At 68.8% G+C, this 16,457-nt stretch carries 15 protein-coding genes and 1 tRNA gene; 11 read left to right on the forward strand and 5 right to left on the reverse strand.

Translation table 11 applies throughout. The features are described from left to right. Positions 1-7: 7 nt before the first annotated feature. Complete coding sequence (locus tag FHR33_RS30755; RefSeq protein WP_281388190.1) at positions 8-499, reverse strand: MarR family winged helix-turn-helix transcriptional regulator; 492 nt, start codon at positions 497-499, stop codon at positions 8-10. Positions 500-554: 55 nt separating this feature from the next. On the opposite strand from FHR33_RS30755, the gene FHR33_RS30760 reads away from it, so the two are divergent. Together FHR33_RS30760 and FHR33_RS30765 are read left to right on the forward strand one after the other, a co-directional pair. Then, a complete protein-coding gene (locus tag FHR33_RS30760; RefSeq protein ID WP_221241316.1) occupies positions 555-1,325 on the forward strand; it encodes a trans-aconitate 2-methyltransferase in 771 nt (256 codons plus the stop codon). A 64-nt stretch (positions 1,326-1,389) separates the two neighbouring features. Further along, entirely contained in the window at positions 1,390-2,820 is a 1,431-nt protein-coding gene (locus FHR33_RS30765) for a CYTH and CHAD domain-containing protein (RefSeq protein ID WP_183655084.1), read from the forward strand. Here FHR33_RS30765 and FHR33_RS30770 read toward each other — a convergent pair. Genes FHR33_RS30770 through FHR33_RS30785 form a run of 4 tightly spaced genes read right to left on the reverse strand, consistent with a single transcriptional unit; the run spans position 2,808 to position 7,573 of the window. Continuing rightward, on the reverse strand, positions 2,808-3,611 hold the full coding sequence (locus FHR33_RS30770; RefSeq protein WP_183655087.1) for an NUDIX hydrolase: 804 nt from the start codon (positions 3,609-3,611) through the stop codon (positions 2,808-2,810). The genes FHR33_RS30765 and FHR33_RS30770 overlap by 13 nt on opposite strands. Next, positions 3,601-5,661 carry an RNA degradosome polyphosphate kinase gene (locus FHR33_RS30775; protein ID WP_183655088.1) on the reverse strand — a complete coding sequence of 687 codons (2,061 nt, stop codon included), beginning with the start codon at positions 5,659-5,661 and terminating at the stop codon, positions 3,601-3,603. Before FHR33_RS30775 ends, FHR33_RS30770 begins: the two co-directional genes overlap by 11 nt. Before the next feature lie 54 nt (positions 5,662-5,715). Continuing rightward, entirely contained in the window at positions 5,716-6,588 is an 873-nt protein-coding gene (locus FHR33_RS30780) for a TetR/AcrR family transcriptional regulator (protein WP_246453217.1), read from the reverse strand. A gap of 43 nt (positions 6,589-6,631) precedes the next feature. Beyond that, complete coding sequence (locus FHR33_RS30785; RefSeq protein WP_183655090.1) at positions 6,632-7,573, reverse strand: acyl-CoA desaturase; 942 nt, start codon at positions 7,571-7,573, stop codon at positions 6,632-6,634. Positions 7,574-7,832: 259 nt separating this feature from the next. Between FHR33_RS30785 and FHR33_RS30790 the strand changes: the two genes are divergently transcribed. From FHR33_RS30790 to cysN, 9 genes are all read left to right on the forward strand, one after another. Continuing rightward, positions 7,833-7,904 (forward strand) — tRNA-Gln (locus FHR33_RS30790). Positions 7,905-8,033: 129 nt separating this feature from the next. After that, complete coding sequence (gene glmU / locus FHR33_RS30795; RefSeq protein ID WP_183655092.1) at positions 8,034-9,482, forward strand: bifunctional UDP-N-acetylglucosamine diphosphorylase/glucosamine-1-phosphate N-acetyltransferase GlmU; 1,449 nt, start codon at positions 8,034-8,036, stop codon at positions 9,480-9,482. Continuing rightward, positions 9,479-10,456: a ribose-phosphate diphosphokinase gene (locus FHR33_RS30800; RefSeq protein ID WP_183655094.1), complete on the forward strand. Its 978-nt coding sequence runs from the start codon at positions 9,479-9,481 to the stop codon at positions 10,454-10,456. The genes glmU and FHR33_RS30800 overlap by 4 nt, the downstream gene beginning before the upstream one ends. Before the next feature lie 96 nt (positions 10,457-10,552). Next, on the forward strand, positions 10,553-11,173 hold the full coding sequence (locus FHR33_RS30805) for a 50S ribosomal protein L25/general stress protein Ctc (RefSeq protein WP_183655095.1): 621 nt from the start codon (positions 10,553-10,555) through the stop codon (positions 11,171-11,173). A gap of 75 nt (positions 11,174-11,248) precedes the next feature. Continuing rightward, the gene (pth, locus tag FHR33_RS30810) at positions 11,249-11,833 is read left to right on the forward strand and encodes an aminoacyl-tRNA hydrolase (protein ID WP_183655097.1); all 585 of its coding nucleotides are present in this window, start codon (positions 11,249-11,251) and stop codon (positions 11,831-11,833) included. A gap of 85 nt (positions 11,834-11,918) precedes the next feature. Beyond that, a complete protein-coding gene (locus FHR33_RS30815) occupies positions 11,919-13,358 on the forward strand; it encodes a sugar transferase (RefSeq protein ID WP_246452232.1) in 1,440 nt (479 codons plus the stop codon). Continuing rightward, positions 13,358-14,122 carry a 3'(2'),5'-bisphosphate nucleotidase CysQ gene (locus FHR33_RS30820; protein WP_183655099.1) on the forward strand — a complete coding sequence of 255 codons (765 nt, stop codon included), beginning with the start codon at positions 13,358-13,360 and terminating at the stop codon, positions 14,120-14,122. The genes FHR33_RS30815 and FHR33_RS30820 overlap by 1 nt, the downstream gene beginning before the upstream one ends. Positions 14,123-14,139: 17 nt before the next feature. Next, positions 14,140-15,054 carry a sulfate adenylyltransferase subunit CysD gene (gene cysD / locus FHR33_RS30825; RefSeq protein WP_183655102.1) on the forward strand — a complete coding sequence of 305 codons (915 nt, stop codon included), beginning with the start codon at positions 14,140-14,142 and terminating at the stop codon, positions 15,052-15,054. Positions 15,055-15,057: 3 nt separating this feature from the next. Beyond that, positions 15,058-16,314: a sulfate adenylyltransferase subunit CysN gene (cysN, locus tag FHR33_RS30830; protein WP_183655105.1), complete on the forward strand. Its 1,257-nt coding sequence runs from the start codon at positions 15,058-15,060 to the stop codon at positions 16,312-16,314. The last annotated feature ends 143 nt before the right edge of the window (positions 16,315-16,457 follow it).

The following is a 16,457-nucleotide window of genomic DNA, read 5'->3' on the forward strand; positions in this document are numbered from 1 at the left end:
CGCGTGGTCAGGCGTCGAAGGGTGTGAGGAGGGTGCGCAGGAGGTCGGCGAGGGCCCTCTGCTCCTCGGCTCCCAGCCCCGCCAGCAGCTCCCGTTCGCGGCGCAGCAGGTCGGCGAAGGCCGCGTCGACCCGCGCCCGCCCGTCGTCGGTCAGCGACACGAGCACGCCGCGCCGGTCCTCGGGATCGGGCCGCCGCCGCACCAGCCCGGCCTGGGCCAGCCTGTCGATGCGGTTGGTCATGGTTCCCGAGGTCACCAGTGTGGCGCGCAGCAGCGCCCCAGGCGACAGCTCGTACGGCTTGCCCGCCCTGCGCAGCGCGGTGAGCACGTCGAACTCCCACGGCTCGAGGTCGTGCTCGGCGAAGGAGGCTCGCCGCGCCCTGTCGAGATGACGGGCAAGGCGGGAGACGCGGCTCAGCACCTGCAGCGGCGTCACATCGAGATCGGGACGCTCCTGCTGCCAGGACGCCACCAGCCTGTCGACCTCGTCCATCGTCATGACACGAGTGTACTGTCTTGACATCGAGATATATATCTCGATATCAATTATCTTTATGTCAAGAGATATCTGGGACCCCGCGACCTATGCCGCGTACGCCGACGAGCGCTCCAGGCCCTTCTTCGAGCTGGTCGGGCGGGTGCGGGCCGATCAACCCGATTATGTCGTCGACGCGGGCTGCGGATCGGGTGAACTCACCGCGACACTCGCCGAGCGCTGGCCGCGCGCCACCGTCTACGGCTTCGACTCCTCTCCCGCGATGATCACCAAGGCGCGCCGCCTCGAGACCAGGGCCCGCTTCGACGTCGCCGACGTCGCGCTCTGGCACCCCGACCGCCCCATCGACGTGATGGTCTCCAACGCGCTGCTGCAGTGGGTGCCCCAGCACCGCGACCTGTTCGAGCGCTGGATCGACGACCTCAGCTCGGGCGGCTGGCTCGCCTTCCAGGTGCCGGGCAACTTCGACGCCCCCAGCCACGTGCTGATCCGCAGGCTGTGCGCCAGCGACAACTGGAGGGACAAGCTGGGCGAGTTCGAGCGCCCGTGGCCGGTCGCCGAGCCGGTGGCCTACCTGGACCAGCTCGCCGCCCTCGGCCTGCGGGTGGACGCGTGGGAGACCACCTACGTCCACGTCCTGCAGGGTGAGAACGCCGTGCTCAACTGGATCTCGGGCACCGCGCTGCGCCCGATCTTCGATCGGCTCGAACCCGACGAGCGCGCCCGCTTCACCGACGAGCTGGCCGTCCTGCTCGACGAGGCCTACCCCACCCGGTCGTACGGCACGCCGTTCCCGTTCCGCCGGATCTTCGTGGTCGGGCAGAAGTGAGAAAACTTCTCCCGTTCATCGCCTAGTGGCATGATTGTCCGCAATCGAACGGTTGCGAGGTGCAGTGGGCATCGAGATCGAGGACAAGTTCGACGTACCGGGTGACTACGAGGTGCCCGATCTGAGCAAGCTGGGCCAGATCACCGGCCCCAAGAGCTACCAGCTGGTGGCGCTCTACTACGACACCGCCGATCTGCGCCTGGCCGCCAGGGGTGTCACGCTGCGGCGGCGGCGCGGGGGGTCCGATCCGGGCTGGCACCTCAAGCTGCCCAAGGCCAAGGGGGCGCGCCAGGAGATCCAGCTGCCGCTCACCCGCAGCACCAAGGTCGTCCCCGCCGAGCTGGCCGACCTCGTCCAGGGCTACACGCGGGGAGCCGAGCTGCGCGTGGTGGCCGAGCTCGACACCCGCAGAACCGTGACCCTGGTGGGCGGAGCCGTCGAGGTGGCCGACGACCGCGTCAAGGGCACCGTCTTCGGCGACGAGCCGCGCGTCCAGCGATGGCGAGAGGTCGAGGCCGAACTGGTCGACGGCGACCAGGACCTGCTGGCGAAGGTCGGCAAGCGGCTGCGCAAGGCCGGAGCCGTCCCCGCGAGCTCGGCCAGCAAGCTCGCCAGGCTGCTCGAGCCCGCGCCGCCGATCCGCGCGGATGTCCAGCACGGCAGCGCCGGCGAGGTCGTCGTGAACTACCTCGCGGACCAGGTCGCCGCCCTCCTCTCGCAGGACCCCCGCGCCCGCAGGGCGGAGGACGACGCCGTGCACCAGATGCGCGTCGCCTCGCGCAGGCTGCGCAGCGCCCTGAAGGCGTTCACGAGCGTGGTCAAGGACACCGAACCTGTCCAGGAGGAGCTGAAGTGGCTCGCCGCCGTGCTCGGCGAGGCCCGTGACCTCGAGGTCATCAGAGCCAGGTTCGCGGAGCGCCTCAGGAGGCTCGCCCCCGAGCTCGTGGCGGGCCCCATCCAGGTACGCCTCGGCGACGACCTGGGCAAGCGCGAGCAGGAGGCCCACGGCAGGATCAGGGAGACGCTGAGCGGCCCGCGTTACTTCGCGCTGCTCGACGCCCTCGACCGCCTGGTCGCCGAGCCGTCCCTGGGCAAGACGGCGGGCAAGCCGGCAGGGGCCGCGCTGTCCGCGATCGCGGACAAGAACTGGCAGCGCGTGTCGAAGGCCTACGATCACGCTCGGACCGTGACGGATCCCGGCGAGCGCGAGACGGCCATGCACGAGGTACGCAAGGCGGCCAAACGGGCCCGGTACACCGCTGAGGCGATCGGCGTGGACAAGCTGGCCAAACGCGCCGAAGCCGTCCAGGAAGCGCTCGGGGCCCACCAGGACGGGGTCGTCGCGCAGGAGACGCTCGCCCGAGAGGCCGAGAGCGCGCGGCAGGCGGGCGAGGACACCTTCACCTACGGCGTGCTGGTGGGCATCGAGCGAGCGGCCGCCGAGCGCGCGCACGCCGACTTCCCCCAGGTGTGGGCGAAGGTTCAGACCGCGTAGCGCTCGATGTGGACGACCCGGCCGTCCAGGCGGTGGAGGACGGCGAAGGCGCCCTTGCGCAGGTGCACGCGCAGGCCGCTGAGCTCGTCGATCAGCGGAGGCAGCACCTTGCCGTGGCTGCACACGGCCGAGGGCCCCTCGAGTCCGCGGACGAGCTCGGCGCTCTGCTCCCTGTCGTAGCCGTGCTCGCTGAGCAGCGGGTCGAGCCGCAGGTCGGCTCCGGGAAGCGTCTGCACGCACCGCATGCTCGGCGAGCTGACCAGCGAGGAGGGCCGGTAGGCGGGCAGCACCGTGGCAAGGGTGCGCGCCTGGGCCAGGCCGTCGTCGTCGAGGGGACGCAGGTCGTCGTCGCCCTCCCACGCGTCGCGCGAGCCCGCGCTGCCGTGCCGTACGAGGAGCAGCGGGGTGGTCTGCGGCGGAGGGGCGGTCAGCAGGCTCGCGTCCCACTCGTAGCTGAGGCGGGCGCGCGCCGCGTCGCGGGTGAGCCAGACCAGCTCGTCCACCTCGGGACCAGGGACGAACTCGCCCGAGACGGCGCGGGCCGTCCAGTAGTCGACCCGCTTCAGGCGGCCCTTCCTCAGGTAGTGGACGGCGGGCAGCGCCCTGCCGAGGAGCACGGTGAGCCCAGTCTCCTCCCGCACCTCGCGCAGCGCGGCGGCGATCACGTGCTCGCCCGGCTTCACCTTGCCCTTGGGGAAGGTCCAGTCGTCGTACTTGGGCCTGTGGACGAGGGCGACCTCGTCGCCCCGCCAGACGACCGCGCCCGCGGCCCTGATGAGCTCAGTCGTCAATGGTCCTCCACCGGCGCGTCCCGATCAGGTGGCTCTGCAGGTCGTCGCCGTCGTGGCGACTCCATGTGCCGTCGGAGTTCAGCCACCAGCAGTTGGTGGTGTCGGCCATCGCCAGGTCCATGACCTCGATCAGGTAGGCCCTGTGCGACTGGCCTGTCACCTTCACCAGTGCCTCCACCCTCCTGTCGAGGTTGCGGCGCATCAGGTCGGCGCTGCCGATCCAGATCTCGGGGCGCCTGCCGAGCCCGAACTCGTAGACCCTGGAGTGCTCCAGGAACCGCCCCAGGACCGAGCGGACCCTGATGTTCTCCGACAGGCCGGGAATCCCAGGACGGAGCGCGCAGATGCCCCGCACCCACAGGTCCACCCGCACGCCCGCGCGGGAGGCCCGGTAGAGCGCGTCGATCATCTGCTCGTCCACCAGGGAGTTGGTCTTGATCCTGATGCGGGCGGGCCTGCCCGCCTGCTGGTGGGCGATCTCCCGCTCGATCCTGGCCAGCAGGCCGCCTCTCAGCGAGTGCGGGGCCACCAGCAGCCTGCGGTAGGCCGAGTGGTTGGAGTAGCCGGTCAGGTGGATGAACAGGTCGGTGACGTCCTCGCCGACCAGCGGGTCGGCGGTGAGCAGGCCGAAGTCCTCGTACACGCGGGCGGTCTTCGGGTTGTAGTTGCCCGTCCCGATGTGGCAGTAGCGGCGCAGCTCGCCCGAGGGCTCCTGCCGTACGACCAGGGCGAGCTTGCAGTGCGTCTTCAGCCCGACCACGCCGTAGACCACGTGGCAGCCGGCCTTCTCCAGCTTGCGCGCCCACGAGATGTTCGCGTGCTCGTCGAAGCGGGCCTTGATCTCCACGACGACCACGACCTGCTTGCCGGCCTCGGCCGCGTCGATCAGCGCGTTCACGATGGGGGAGTCGCCGCTGGTGCGGTAGAGCGTCTGCTTGATCGCCAGTACCTGCGGGTCCTCGGCCGCCTCCTCGATGAAGCGCTGCACGCTGGTGGCGAAGGAGTCGTAGGGATGGTGCAGCAGCACGTCGCGCTCGCGCAGCACGGTGAAGATGTCGTCCTCGGCGTGGATGGCCTCGGCGGGGACGAACGGGCGGAAGCTCAGCTCGCCCCTGTCCAGGTCGGCGATGGCGTCGAGGCCCGTCAGGTCGAGCGGGCCGTCGACCCTGTAGATCTCGTGCGGCGCCACGTCGAGCTCGTCGACCAGCAGCTCCAGAACCTCAGGGGTGATCGTCTGCTCGACCTCGAGCCGCACCGCGGGGCCGAATCGGCGCTTGAGCAGCTCCTTCTCCAGCGCCTTCATGAGGTTCTCCGTCACGTCCTCGTCGACGTCGAGATCCTCGTTGCGGGTGACTCTGAAGGCGTGGTGCTGCAGGATCTCCATGCCCTTGAACAGCTGGCCGAGATGGGCCGCGATCACGTCCTCCAGCGGGACGAACCTGTTCTTCGAGGCGGCCACGAAGCGAGGCAGCTGGGAGGGCACCTTCACCCTGGCGAAGACGGTGTGGTCGGTGGAGGGGTTGCGCACGACGACGGCCAGGTTGAGGCTCAGGCCGGAGATGTAGGGGAAGGGGTGCGCGGGGTCGACGGCCAGCGGCGTCAGGACGGGACGGATCCGCTCCCTGAACAGCTTGCGCAGCTCGGTGCGCTCATCGCGGCCGAGGTCGTCCCACCGGACGATCTCGATGCCCTCGGCGGCCAGCTGCGGGCAGATGCGCTCGTGGAAGAGGGCCGCGTGCCGTTTGGCGAGGTCGTCGGCTATCGTCGCGATCCGCGCCAGCTCCTCGCGCGGCTTGAGCCCGCTCTTGGTCCGCAGCAGCAGGCCCGTCGCCATGCGGCGTTTGAGGCCCGCCACCCTCACCCTGAAGAACTCGTCGAGGTTGCTCGCGAAGATCGCCAGGAACCGCACCCGCTCGAGAAGGGGAAGGGAGGGGTCCTCGGCCAGCTCGAGTACGCGTTCGTTGAACTGGAGCCAGCTCTCCTCGCGGTTGAGGAACCGCTCCTGAGGCAGGGGCAGGTCGTTTCCAGAGGACAGGAGCTCGGCGGACATATCCCGTAATATGCCCAATTAGATTGAACAAAGCGTTAACGCTGGCTCAACGACTCACTCTTGTTCGAGCTTCGCCGCCCGCTCGGCCAGTCTGGCCTCCCGCTGACGGAGCTTCTCCTCGCGCTCCCTGGCCCTCTCGGCCTCGCGCAGCAGCCGCTCGCGCTCCTTCAGCTCGCGCTCCCTGGCCTTCTCGGCCTCCTTGAGCTCCTTGGCGCGCGCCTTCTGCGCCTCCTTGAGCTCCTTCTCGGTCGGCCTCGGGGGCAGCGGCGCCGTGGCCGACAGCTCCAGGCCCTTGCTCGTCGCGGTGATCTGGGGCATCGGGTTGAGGCCCGTCAGGCCGTTCCACGCCAGGTTCACCAGGTGCGAGGCGACCTCCTCGCGCCCGGGCTTGCGCACGTCGAGCCACCACTGGCCGGTCAGGGCCACCATGCCCACCAGCATCTGGGCGTACATCGGCGCCAGCTTGGGGTCGTAGCCCCTGCTCTTGAACTCGTCGGCCAGGACGTCCTCGACCTGGCTGGCGATCTCACTGATCAGGCTGGCGAACGTGCCGGTGCCCGAGGCCGCGTGCGAGTCGCGCACCAGGATCCGGAAGCCCTCGCTGCTCTCCTCGATGTACTGCAGCAGCGCCAGCGCCGCGCGCTCCAGCTTGATCAGCGAGTGCGACGCCGACAGCGCCGCCGTGATCATGCCGAGCAGTTTCTGCATCTCGCGATCGACCACCACCGCGTAGACGCCCTCCTTGCCGCCGAAGTGTTCGTACACCACAGGCTTGGACACCTGCGCCGTGGCGGCGATCTCCTCGATGGAGGTCCCGTCGAACCCCTTCTCGGCGAACAGCGTGCGGCTGATCGTGATCAGCTGCTCTCTTCGCTCTCTACCGGTCATACGCCTGCGAGATCGGGATTCGGTGGTCACAGGTTCCATCATGGCGGTGCCCGGCCCGTGACCGGGCACCGTGGCAGCGGCACTAGCCAATGCGCTTCGCCGCCAGGCGCTCAGGGGTCGGCCACCTGACGTCGTGGACCCAGCCGAATCGCTCGAAGATGCGGATCAGCCCGGCGCTGAGGTCGATCTGCCCCTTCAGCGCCCCGTGACGGGCGCACGTCGGGTCGGAGTGGTGCAGGTTGTGCCACGACTCGCCGAAGGAGGGGATCGCCAGCCACCACACGTTGCGCGACTTGTCGCGGCTCTGGAAGGCCTCCTCGCCGAACACGTGACAGATCGAGTTGATCGACCACGTCACGTGGTGCAGCAGGCCGATGCGCACCAGCGAGCCCCAGAAGAAGGCGGTCAGCGCGCCCTGCCACGACCAGGTCAGCACCCCGCCGAGGACGGCGGGCAGGAAGATGGAGGTGACGGCCAGTGCGGGGAACCACTTGTGCAGCTTGATGATGTCGGGGTCCTTGCACAGGTCAGGGGCGTACTTCTCCCTGTTGGTCCGCTCGCTCTCGAACAGCCAGCCCATGTGCGCGTAGAGCAGACCCTTGGTCATCGACCTGAACCCGGGCCCGAAGCGCCACGGCGAGTGCGGGTCGCCCTCCTTGTCGGAGAACTTGTGGTGCTTGCGGTGGGTGGCGACCCAGTCGAGCACCGACATCTCCAGCGACAGGCTGCCCGCGATGCCCAGCGCGATCTTCATCGGCCGCTTGGCCTTGAACGACCCGTGCGTGAAGTAGCGGTGCAGGCCGACGGTGACGCCCAGCCCCGTGACGATGTAGAAGACGAAGGCGATCGCGATGTCGGTCCAGCTCAGCATGCCCCAACCCCATGCCAACGGCACGGCGGCTGCGATCGCGGCCAGAGGGAGCCCCACGACGAGGCCGAAGATGATCAGCTCGGCCCTGGTCTTGGGCTCGGGGTCTACGTCTGGCTTGGGACCGGGCGCCGGTCGGTCGGCAAGAACGGTCATGGGCTACCTCTCACGACGTGTATGAGGATGATTGTCCGGCTACGCAACCGTAACCTACGTCAGCGTAAGTTAGGAATCCCTAAGATGCGAATGTGTGGAAGATGAAGGTCTTCGGGGTGTGCTGAGTGGATTCCATGGCTTGTCCCTGCCCCGGGAATCTGCTACCACGCGCGCCCCTCGGCGAACTTGTGATCCCGATCGGCACGCGGGGCCCAATCGCCGGTACCCTAGACGCGGGGTAGCCGTCAGGCTCCCTTCTTCCGGCGTTGAGTAATTGGCAGCTCGCGGTCTTTTGGTGTCCGTTGTTCAGGTTCGAGTCCTGGCGCCGGAGCTGTGGTGAATGTCGCCATGGGTGTGAAGAGGTGACGAAGGCGGGCAGGTATCCTCACGGTGTCGGGAGGGTAGCGGTGCGGTAGCCGTACCTAGCCCTGATCCGCCTCGTCACAGGGAGCCTCAGTCCGTGAGTGTGCCGCGCCCGGCCGCCGTCATCGTCCTCGCCGCCGGCGAGGGCACCCGGATGAAGAGCCAGACCCCCAAAGTCCTCCATGAGCTGTGCGGCCTGTCCTTGGTCGACCACATGCTCGCCGCCGCAAGGGAGCTCGATCCCGAGCGGCTCATCGTCGTCATCGGTCACGCGAAGGAACGGGTCGGCGGCCACCTGGTCCAGACCAGCCCCGACGCCAAGGCCATCGTCCAGAGCGAGCAGCGCGGCACCGGCCACGCCGTCCGCACCGTGCTCGAGGAGACGGGCACGATCGCCGGCACGGTGCTGGTCACCTACGGCGACACGCCGCTGCTGACCTCAGAGACACTGGGGCGGCTGCTCGAAACCCACGCCGGCGAGGGGAACGCGGTCACCGTGCTGACCGCGGAGGTCCCCGACCCGACGGGCTACGGAAGGATCCTGCGCGACGCGGCGGGAGCCGTCCTCGAGATCGTCGAGGAGAAGGACGCCACGCCCGCGCAGCGGGCGATCAGGGAGATGAACTCCGGCGTCTACGCCTTCGACGGGCTCCTGCTCGCCGACGCGGTCAAGCGGGTCTCCACCGACAACGCGCAGGGCGAGGAGTACCTCACCGACGTGCTGTCGATCCTGCGCGAGGAGGGCCACAGGGTCGGGGCGCACGTCGCCGACGACTACGTGGAGGTCGAGGGGGTCAACGACCGGGTGCAGCTGGCGTTCGCGCGCGGCGTGCTCAACCGGCGCGTCCTCGAGCGGCACATGCGAGCGGGCGTCACGGTCATCGACCCCTCCAGCACGTTCGTCGACGTGTCGGTGGAGATCGAGCAGGACGCGGTGATCCATCCCGCCACGCAGCTGCACGGCCGCACCCGCATCGAGGCGGGCGCCGAGGTCGGCCCCGCGACCACGCTGACCGACACCTTCGTCGGAGCGGGCGCGGTGGTGCGCAACGCGGTCGCCGACAGCGCGGTGATCGGGGCGGAGGCCTCGGTCGGACCCTACGCCTACCTGCGGCCGGGCACCGAGCTCGGCCACAAGGCCAAGGCGGGCACCTACGTCGAGATGAAGAACGCCAAGGTAGGAGCGCGGTCGAAGGTGCCGCACCTGTCCTACGTGGGCGACGCGACGATCGGCGAGGACGCCAACATCGGCGCCTCCACGGTCTTCGTCAACTACGACGGGGTCAACAAGCACCACACCACCATCGGAGACGGCGTCTTCGCGGGGTGTGACACCATGCTGGTCGCTCCGGTGACCGTCGGCGACGGCGCCTACACGGCGGCCGGATCGGTCATCGTCGACGACGTGCCTCCGGGGGCGATGGGCGTGGCCAGAGCGCGGCAGCGCAACATCGAGAAATGGGTCTTGCGCAGGCGCGCGGGCACGAAGTCGGCAGCGGCGGCCGAAAGGGCGCTGGCCGAGCAAGAGCAGGAGAGTGGCACGTGACGAGCATCAAACAGCCGGGATCCAAGGAGCTGATGCTCTTTTCTGGACGGGCCTATCCTGAACTGGCCGAAGAGGTGGCCAACCACGTGGGTGTCTCGCTCACCCCGACGAAGCTGATCGACTTCGCCAACGGCGAGATCTACGCCCGTTACCTCGAGTCGGTACGCGGGTGCGACGCCTTCGTGATCCAGAGCCACACCGGCCCGATCAACAAGTGGATCATGGAGCAGCTCATCATGGTCGACGCGCTGAAGCGGGCCTCCGCCAAGCGCATCACCGTGGTCATGCCGTTCTTCGGCTACGCCCGCCAGGACAAGAAGGGCCGCGGACGCGAGCCCATCACCGCCAGGCTCATGGCCGACATCTTCAAGACCGCGGGCGCCGACCGGCTGATGTCGATCGACCTGCACACCTCGCAGATCCAGGGCTTCTTCGACGGACCCGTCGACCACCTGTTCGCGATGCCGGTGCTCGAGAGCTACCTCAAGGACAAGCTCGACCTGGCCAACACCACGATCGTCTCGCCCGACACCGGCCGCGTGCGGCTGTCGGAGCGGTGGGCCGACACGCTCGGCACCCCCATGGCCTTCATCCACAAGCGACGCGACCTCGACGTGGCCAACTCCGTGAAGGTCAACGAGGTCGTCGGCAAGGTGCGGGGCCGCACCTGCGTGCTGATCGACGACATGATCGACACCGCGGGCACGATCTGCAAGGCGGCCGACGCGCTGTACGAGCAGGGGGCCACGAACGTGATCGTGGCGGCCACCCACGCGGTCTTCTCCGACCCCGCGGTCGACAGGCTGAAGAACTCCCGCATCTCCGAGGTCATCGTGACCAACACGCTGCCGCTGTCGGAGGAGAAGAGGTTCGACAAGCTGACGGTGCTGTCCATCGCGCCGCTCATCGGCAGGGCGATCACCGAGGTGTTCAGCGACGGCTCGGTGACCAGTCTGTTCGAGGGCAACACCTGAGTGCCGTAGACTGCAAAGGTTGCGTTCGTAACGCCTTCCGCTAGGGCGGGTGAGGGGGAACGCAGTATCCGATCTCATGCATCCCTAGGAGATGTCGTGTCCGAAGTACGTATCGCCGCCGAAACCCGTACCGAGTTCGGCAAGGGCGCCGCCCGCAAGATCCGTCGCGCCGACAAGGTGCCCGCCGTTCTCTACGGGCACGGCATCGACCCCAAGCACCTCACGCTGCCCGGCCACGAGGTCCTTCTCGCGCTGCGCACCGCCAACGTCCTGATCCGCCTGCAGGGCGACGGCGTGGACGAGCTGGCCCTGCCCAAGGGCGTCCAGCGCGACCCGATCAAGGGCTTCGTCGAGCACGTCGACCTGCTCCTGGTCAAGCGCGGCGAGAAGGTCACCGTCGAGATCCCCGTCACCACCACCGGTGACGTCAACTCCGAGGGCCTGCTCGACCAGCAGCTCGTCTCGATCGCCGTCGAGGCCGAGGCCACCCACATCCCGACCGGCGTCGAGGTCGACGTCGAGGGTCTGACGGTCGGCTCGGTCATCACCGCCGGCGACCTCAAGCTGCCGAAGGGCGCGACCCTGACCGCGGACCCCGAGACCGTGATCATCCAGGTCAACGCCAAGCCGACCGAGGAGCCCACCGCCGAGGCCGAGGCCGCTGAGGGCGAGGCCGCCGAGGTGGGCGCGGGCGAGAGCGCCGAGGCCGCCGAGTAACACGGGCCGCAGAGCCACTGACGGGGCGGCCGGGCCATGTGCCCGGCTCGCCCCGTTGCCGTATGGAGGAGCGCGATGGATCGCTGGCTGATCGTCGGTCTCGGCAACCCTGGGGCCGAGTACGAGGGCAACAGGCACAACGCCGGTTTCATGGTCCTTGACGAGCTGGCCGCCAGGGCGGGCGGCAGGTTCAAGGCGCACAAGAGTCGCGCGCACGTGCTGGAGACCAGGGGCGCCGTGCTGGCCAAGCCGCAGACGTACATGAACCTGTCGGGCGGCCCGACGAAGCTGCTCGCCGACTTCTACAAGATCGGCCCCGAGCGCCTGATCGTGATCCACGACGAGCTCGACATCCCCTACGGCGCGCTCCGCGCCAAGCTGGGCGGCGGAGACAACGGCCACAACGGCCTGAAGTCCATCACCAAGTCGCTGGCGACGCGCGACTACCTGCGGGTGCGGTTCGGCATCGGCCGTCCCCCCGGCCGCATGGACGCCGCCGCCTTCGTGCTGAAGGACTTCGGCACCGCCGAGCGCAAGGATCTGGCGTTCCTGGTCGACAGGGCGGCCGATGTGGTCGAGTCGCTCGTCGAGAAGGGTCTCGAGGCGACGCAGAACGCGTTCCACAGCCTCGATCTGAACATCTCGGCTCCTCCTCGCTGAATCGGCGCCACGCGCGGCTACCCACCGCTACCATTCCATGACTGTCTGTTGAACAACGGTCACGGGGGGCCGCGTGGAGGGGCTGATGACGGTCGCGAAGGTCGAGCCGCCGCTCGTCTGGCGAGCCGGCCCCCGCATGCCCGGATGGGTGCGGTCCTACCGTCTCCAGGCGCTCGGGGCCGATCTCGGCTGCGCGGTGGCGGGGGCGATGCTGGCCTTCGTCGCCAGGTTCGGCGAGCTCACGCCCTACGCCACGCCGTACATCCTGCTCAGCCTCGCGCTGCCGCCCGTGTGGGTCTGCGCCATGGCGCTCAACAGGGCCTACGAGCCTCGCCTGATCGGCATCGGCTCGGAGGAGTTCCGCAGGGTCGTCAGGTGCGGGATGGCGCTGACCGCCGCCATGGCGATCTGCGCCTACGCCACCAAGACCGAGGTCGCGCGCGGCTACGTCGTGCTGGCACTGCCGTTGACGACGCTGCTCACCGTGCTCTTCAGGTACGGCCTGCGCCGCGCGCTGCACCGGCGCAGGGCCGAGGGGCAGTGCATGCACAGGGTCGTGGCGGTGGGCCACGAGGCGGGCGTCGCCGAGCTCGTGAGCAGGTTCCGCAGGGAGCGCTACCACGGCATGGAGATCGTGGCCGCCTGCCTTCCTGACGACACCTCTCGAAGCAGGGTGGGCGACGTGCCGGTGGCGGGCGGCTTCGCCGACGTGCCGCTGGTGGTGGCCCAGGTCGACGCCGACACGGTGGCGGTCCTCGCCTGCCAGGAGATGGACGGCCTGGCGCTGCGCCGCCTGGCGTGGCGGCTGGAGAAGACCCACACCGAGCTGGTCGTGGCGCCCGCCCTGATGGAGGTGGCGGGGCCGCGCACGACCATCCGCCCCGCCGCCGGGCTGCCGTTGCTCCACGTGGAGCACCCTGAGCTGGCAGGGGCCAGGCAACTGGTGAAGAACGTCTTCGACAGGGTGGTGGCGGGGGTGCTTCTCGTGCTGATCGCACCGTTACTGCTGGGGCTGGCGCTCGCCGTCCGCGTGAGCAGTCCTGGGCCCGCGCTGTTCAGGCAGACCAGGGTGGGCAGGGACGGCAGGCTCTTCACCATCGTGAAGTTCCGCACGATGCGGCAAGACGCGGAGCGGATGAAGGTGGAACTGGTCAGCGACGCCGACGGCGTGCTGTTCAAGGTGCGCGACGATCCGCGGGTGACGGCTCTGGGGGCGTTGATGCGACGCCACTCCCTCGACGAGCTGCCCCAGCTGATCAACGTGCTGTTCGGTCACATGTCTCTGGTCGGCCCCAGGCCCCCGCTTCCCGAGGAGGTCGCGCAGTACGGCGACGACGTCCGCAGGCGGCTGCTGGTGCGCCCGGGGCTGACGGGGCTGTGGCAGGTTTCGGGCAGGTCAGATCTGTCGTGGGAGGAATCCGTACGCCTCGACCTGCGTTACGTCGAGAACTGGTCCCTCATGCTGGATCTGCAGATCCTGTGGAAGACTTGGTCGGCCGTCGCCCGCGGGCAAGGAGCTTACTGATGACGATTCGCGACGACCACGCCCTCGCCTCCGACCTGGCCACGGAGGCGGGAGAGCGGCTGCTCTCGCTGCGCGGGCGCGAGGGCTTCGAGCATCCTCCCGCCCTGAGAGCCGAGGGCGACAGGCAGGCCCACGTCTTCCTGACGGAGGCGCTGGCGCGGCTGCGGCCCAGCGACAGCGTGCTGTCCGAGGAGGCCACCCGCGAGGAGCGGGAGGATCCGGCCAGACGTACGGCCGAGCGGGTGTGGATCGTCGATCCGCTCGACGGCACAAGAGAGTTCGCCGAGGAGGGCCGCGAAGACTGGGCGGTCCACGTCGCGCTGTGGGAGCGCGGCGAGCTGGTGGCAGGAGCGGTGGCGCTGCCCGCTCAGGGCCGCACGCTGTCCACGGCCGAGCCGCCCAAGCTCGCGCCCTACGAAGGCGGCAGGTTCCGCATCGCGGTCAGTCGCACCAGGCCGCCCCAGTTCGTGCAGAAACTCGCCTACCTCGCCGGGGCCGACCTCGTGCCGATCGGTTCGGCGGGGGCGAAGATCTCCGCCGTCCTGACGGGTGAGGTCGAGGCGTACGTGCACGCGGGCGGGCAGTACGAGTGGGATTCCGCCGCGCCGGTGGCGGTCGCGCTCGCCTCAGGGGCCCACGCGAGCCGAATCGACGGCTCCGAGCTGGCCTATAACCAGGAGGACCCCACTCTTCCGGATATCCTTGTTTCCCTACCGGAGCTGGCGCCAACGTTGCTCGCCGGGATCCGCGACCTGCACCGCTAATGCCGGAGGAAGCCCCCATGCTTCAGCGCGACTACACCACGTCGCAACTCGACGTTCTCGAGGCCGAGGCCATCCACATCATGCGTGAGGTGGCGGCGGAGTTCGAGCGCCCGTGTCTGCTCTTCTCCGGTGGCAAGGACTCCATCGTGATGCTGCGCATCGCGGAGAAGGCCTTCTGGCCGGCGCCGATCCCCTTCCCGCTCATGCACGTCGACACCGGGCACAACTTCCCCGAGGTCATCGAGTTCCGTGACCGGCGCTCCGCCGAGCTCGGCGCCCGGCTGGTGGTGGCCAGCGTCCAGGACTCCATCGACGCCGGCCGCGTCACCGAGGAGACAGGGCGGCGCGCCTCGCGCAACCGCCTGCAGACCACCACGCTGCTCGACGCGATCGAGGACCACGAGTTCGACGCGGTCTTCGGTGGTGCCAGGCGCGACGAGGAGAAGGCCCGCGCCAAGGAGCGGGTGTTCTCCTTCCGCGACGAGTTCGGCCAGTGGGACCCGAAGAATCAGCGTCCCGAACTGTGGAACCTCTACAACGCGCGCATCCGCAAGGGCGAGCACATCAGGGTCTTCCCGCTGTCGAACTGGACCGAGCTCGACATCTGGGACTACATCCGCCGTGAGGGCATCGAGATCCCCTCGATCTACTTCGCCCACACCCGCAAGGTCTTCGAGCGCGACGGCATGCTGCTGCCCGACGACCTCGTGGTGAGCAGGGGCGACGACGAGCCGCTGTTCGAGGCGGTGGTCCGCTACCGCACGGTCGGCGACATGACCTGCACGGGCGCGGTGCAGTCGGCCGCCGCGACGGTCGAGGAGATCATCGAGGAGATCGCGGCGACGAGGATCACCGAGCGTGGCGCGACCCGCGCCGACGACCGGGCCTCCGAGGCCGCGATGGAAGACCGCAAGCGCGAAGGCTACTTCTAAAAAATGGACATTCTTCGTTTCGCCACCGCCGGGTCCGTCGACGACGGCAAGTCCACGCTGATCGGCCGCCTGCTGTTCGACTCCAAGGCGATCTTCGAGGACCAGCTCGAGGCGGTCGAGCGCACCTCGCGCGATCGCGGCACCGAGTACACCGACCTGTCGCTGCTGACCGACGGCCTGCGGGCCGAGCGGGAGCAGGGCATCACGATCGACGTGGCCTACCGCTACTTCGCCACGCCCAAGCGCAAGTTCATCATCGCCGACACCCCCGGGCACATCCAGTACACCCGCAACATGGTGACCGGCGCCTCCACCGCCGATCTGGCCATCATCCTGATCGACGCGCGCAAGGGCGTGCTGGAGCAGTCGCGCAGGCACGCCTTCCTCACCTCGCTGCTGCGGGTGCCCCACCTGGTGCTCGCGGTGAACAAGATGGACCTCGTCGACTACTCCCAGGAGCGGTTCGAGGAGATCCGCGAGGAGTTCACCGCCTTCGCCTCCAAGCTCAACGTGGCCGACCTGACCTTCATCCCGATCTCCGCGCTCAACGGCGACAACGTGGTCTCCCGGTCGGAGAACATGCCCTGGTACCAGGGCACCTCGCTGCTGCACCACCTGGAGAACGTGCACATCGCCTCCGACCGCAACCTGGTCGACGTGCGCTTCCCCGTGCAGTACGTCATCAGGCCGCACAAGACCGAGTTCCACGACTACCGTGGCTACGCGGGCCAGGTCGCGGGCGGCGTGCTGAAGCCCGGTGACGAGGTGCTGCACCTGCCGTCCGGGCTGGCCACCAGGATCGCCTCGATCGACACCTTCGACGGCCCCGTCGAGGAGGCCTTCCCGCCCATGTCGGTCACCCTCCGCCTGGAGGACCACATCGACATCTCCCGCGGCGACATGATCTGCAGGCCGAACAACAAGCCGCAGGTCGCTCAGGAGCTTGAGGCGATGGTCTGCTGGATGGCCGACGGGGTGAAGCTGGCGCCGCGGTCCAAGCTGAGCATCAAGCACACCACCAGGACGGCCAGGGCGCTGGTGCGTGAGCTGCACTACCGGCTCGACGTCAACACCCTGCACCGCGACGAGGGCGCGACCTCGCTCGGTCTGAACGAGATCGGCAGGGTGTCGCTGCGGGTCACCCAGCCGCTGTTCGTCGACGACTACGCGCGCAACCGGATGACCGGTGGATTCATCCTCGTGGACGAGTCCACGAACACCACGGTCGGCGCCGGCATGATCGTCGACGCCAGAGCGTAGTCAGGAGCGTTCCCCAGGGCCGTGGTCGGTGACCACGGCCCTGTCGCGTTCCTTAGGTAGATCCTTTGTCGTTCACTGACACTTTGATTACTCTCCGCGCTAACGTCTCCACGGTCCGTATTCACCGCGCACCGCCGGAGGCA

It is taken from the genome of Nonomuraea dietziae (genome assembly GCF_014195505.1).
GTDB classification, from domain to species: Bacteria; Actinomycetota; Actinomycetes; order Streptosporangiales; family Streptosporangiaceae; genus Nonomuraea; species Nonomuraea roseola.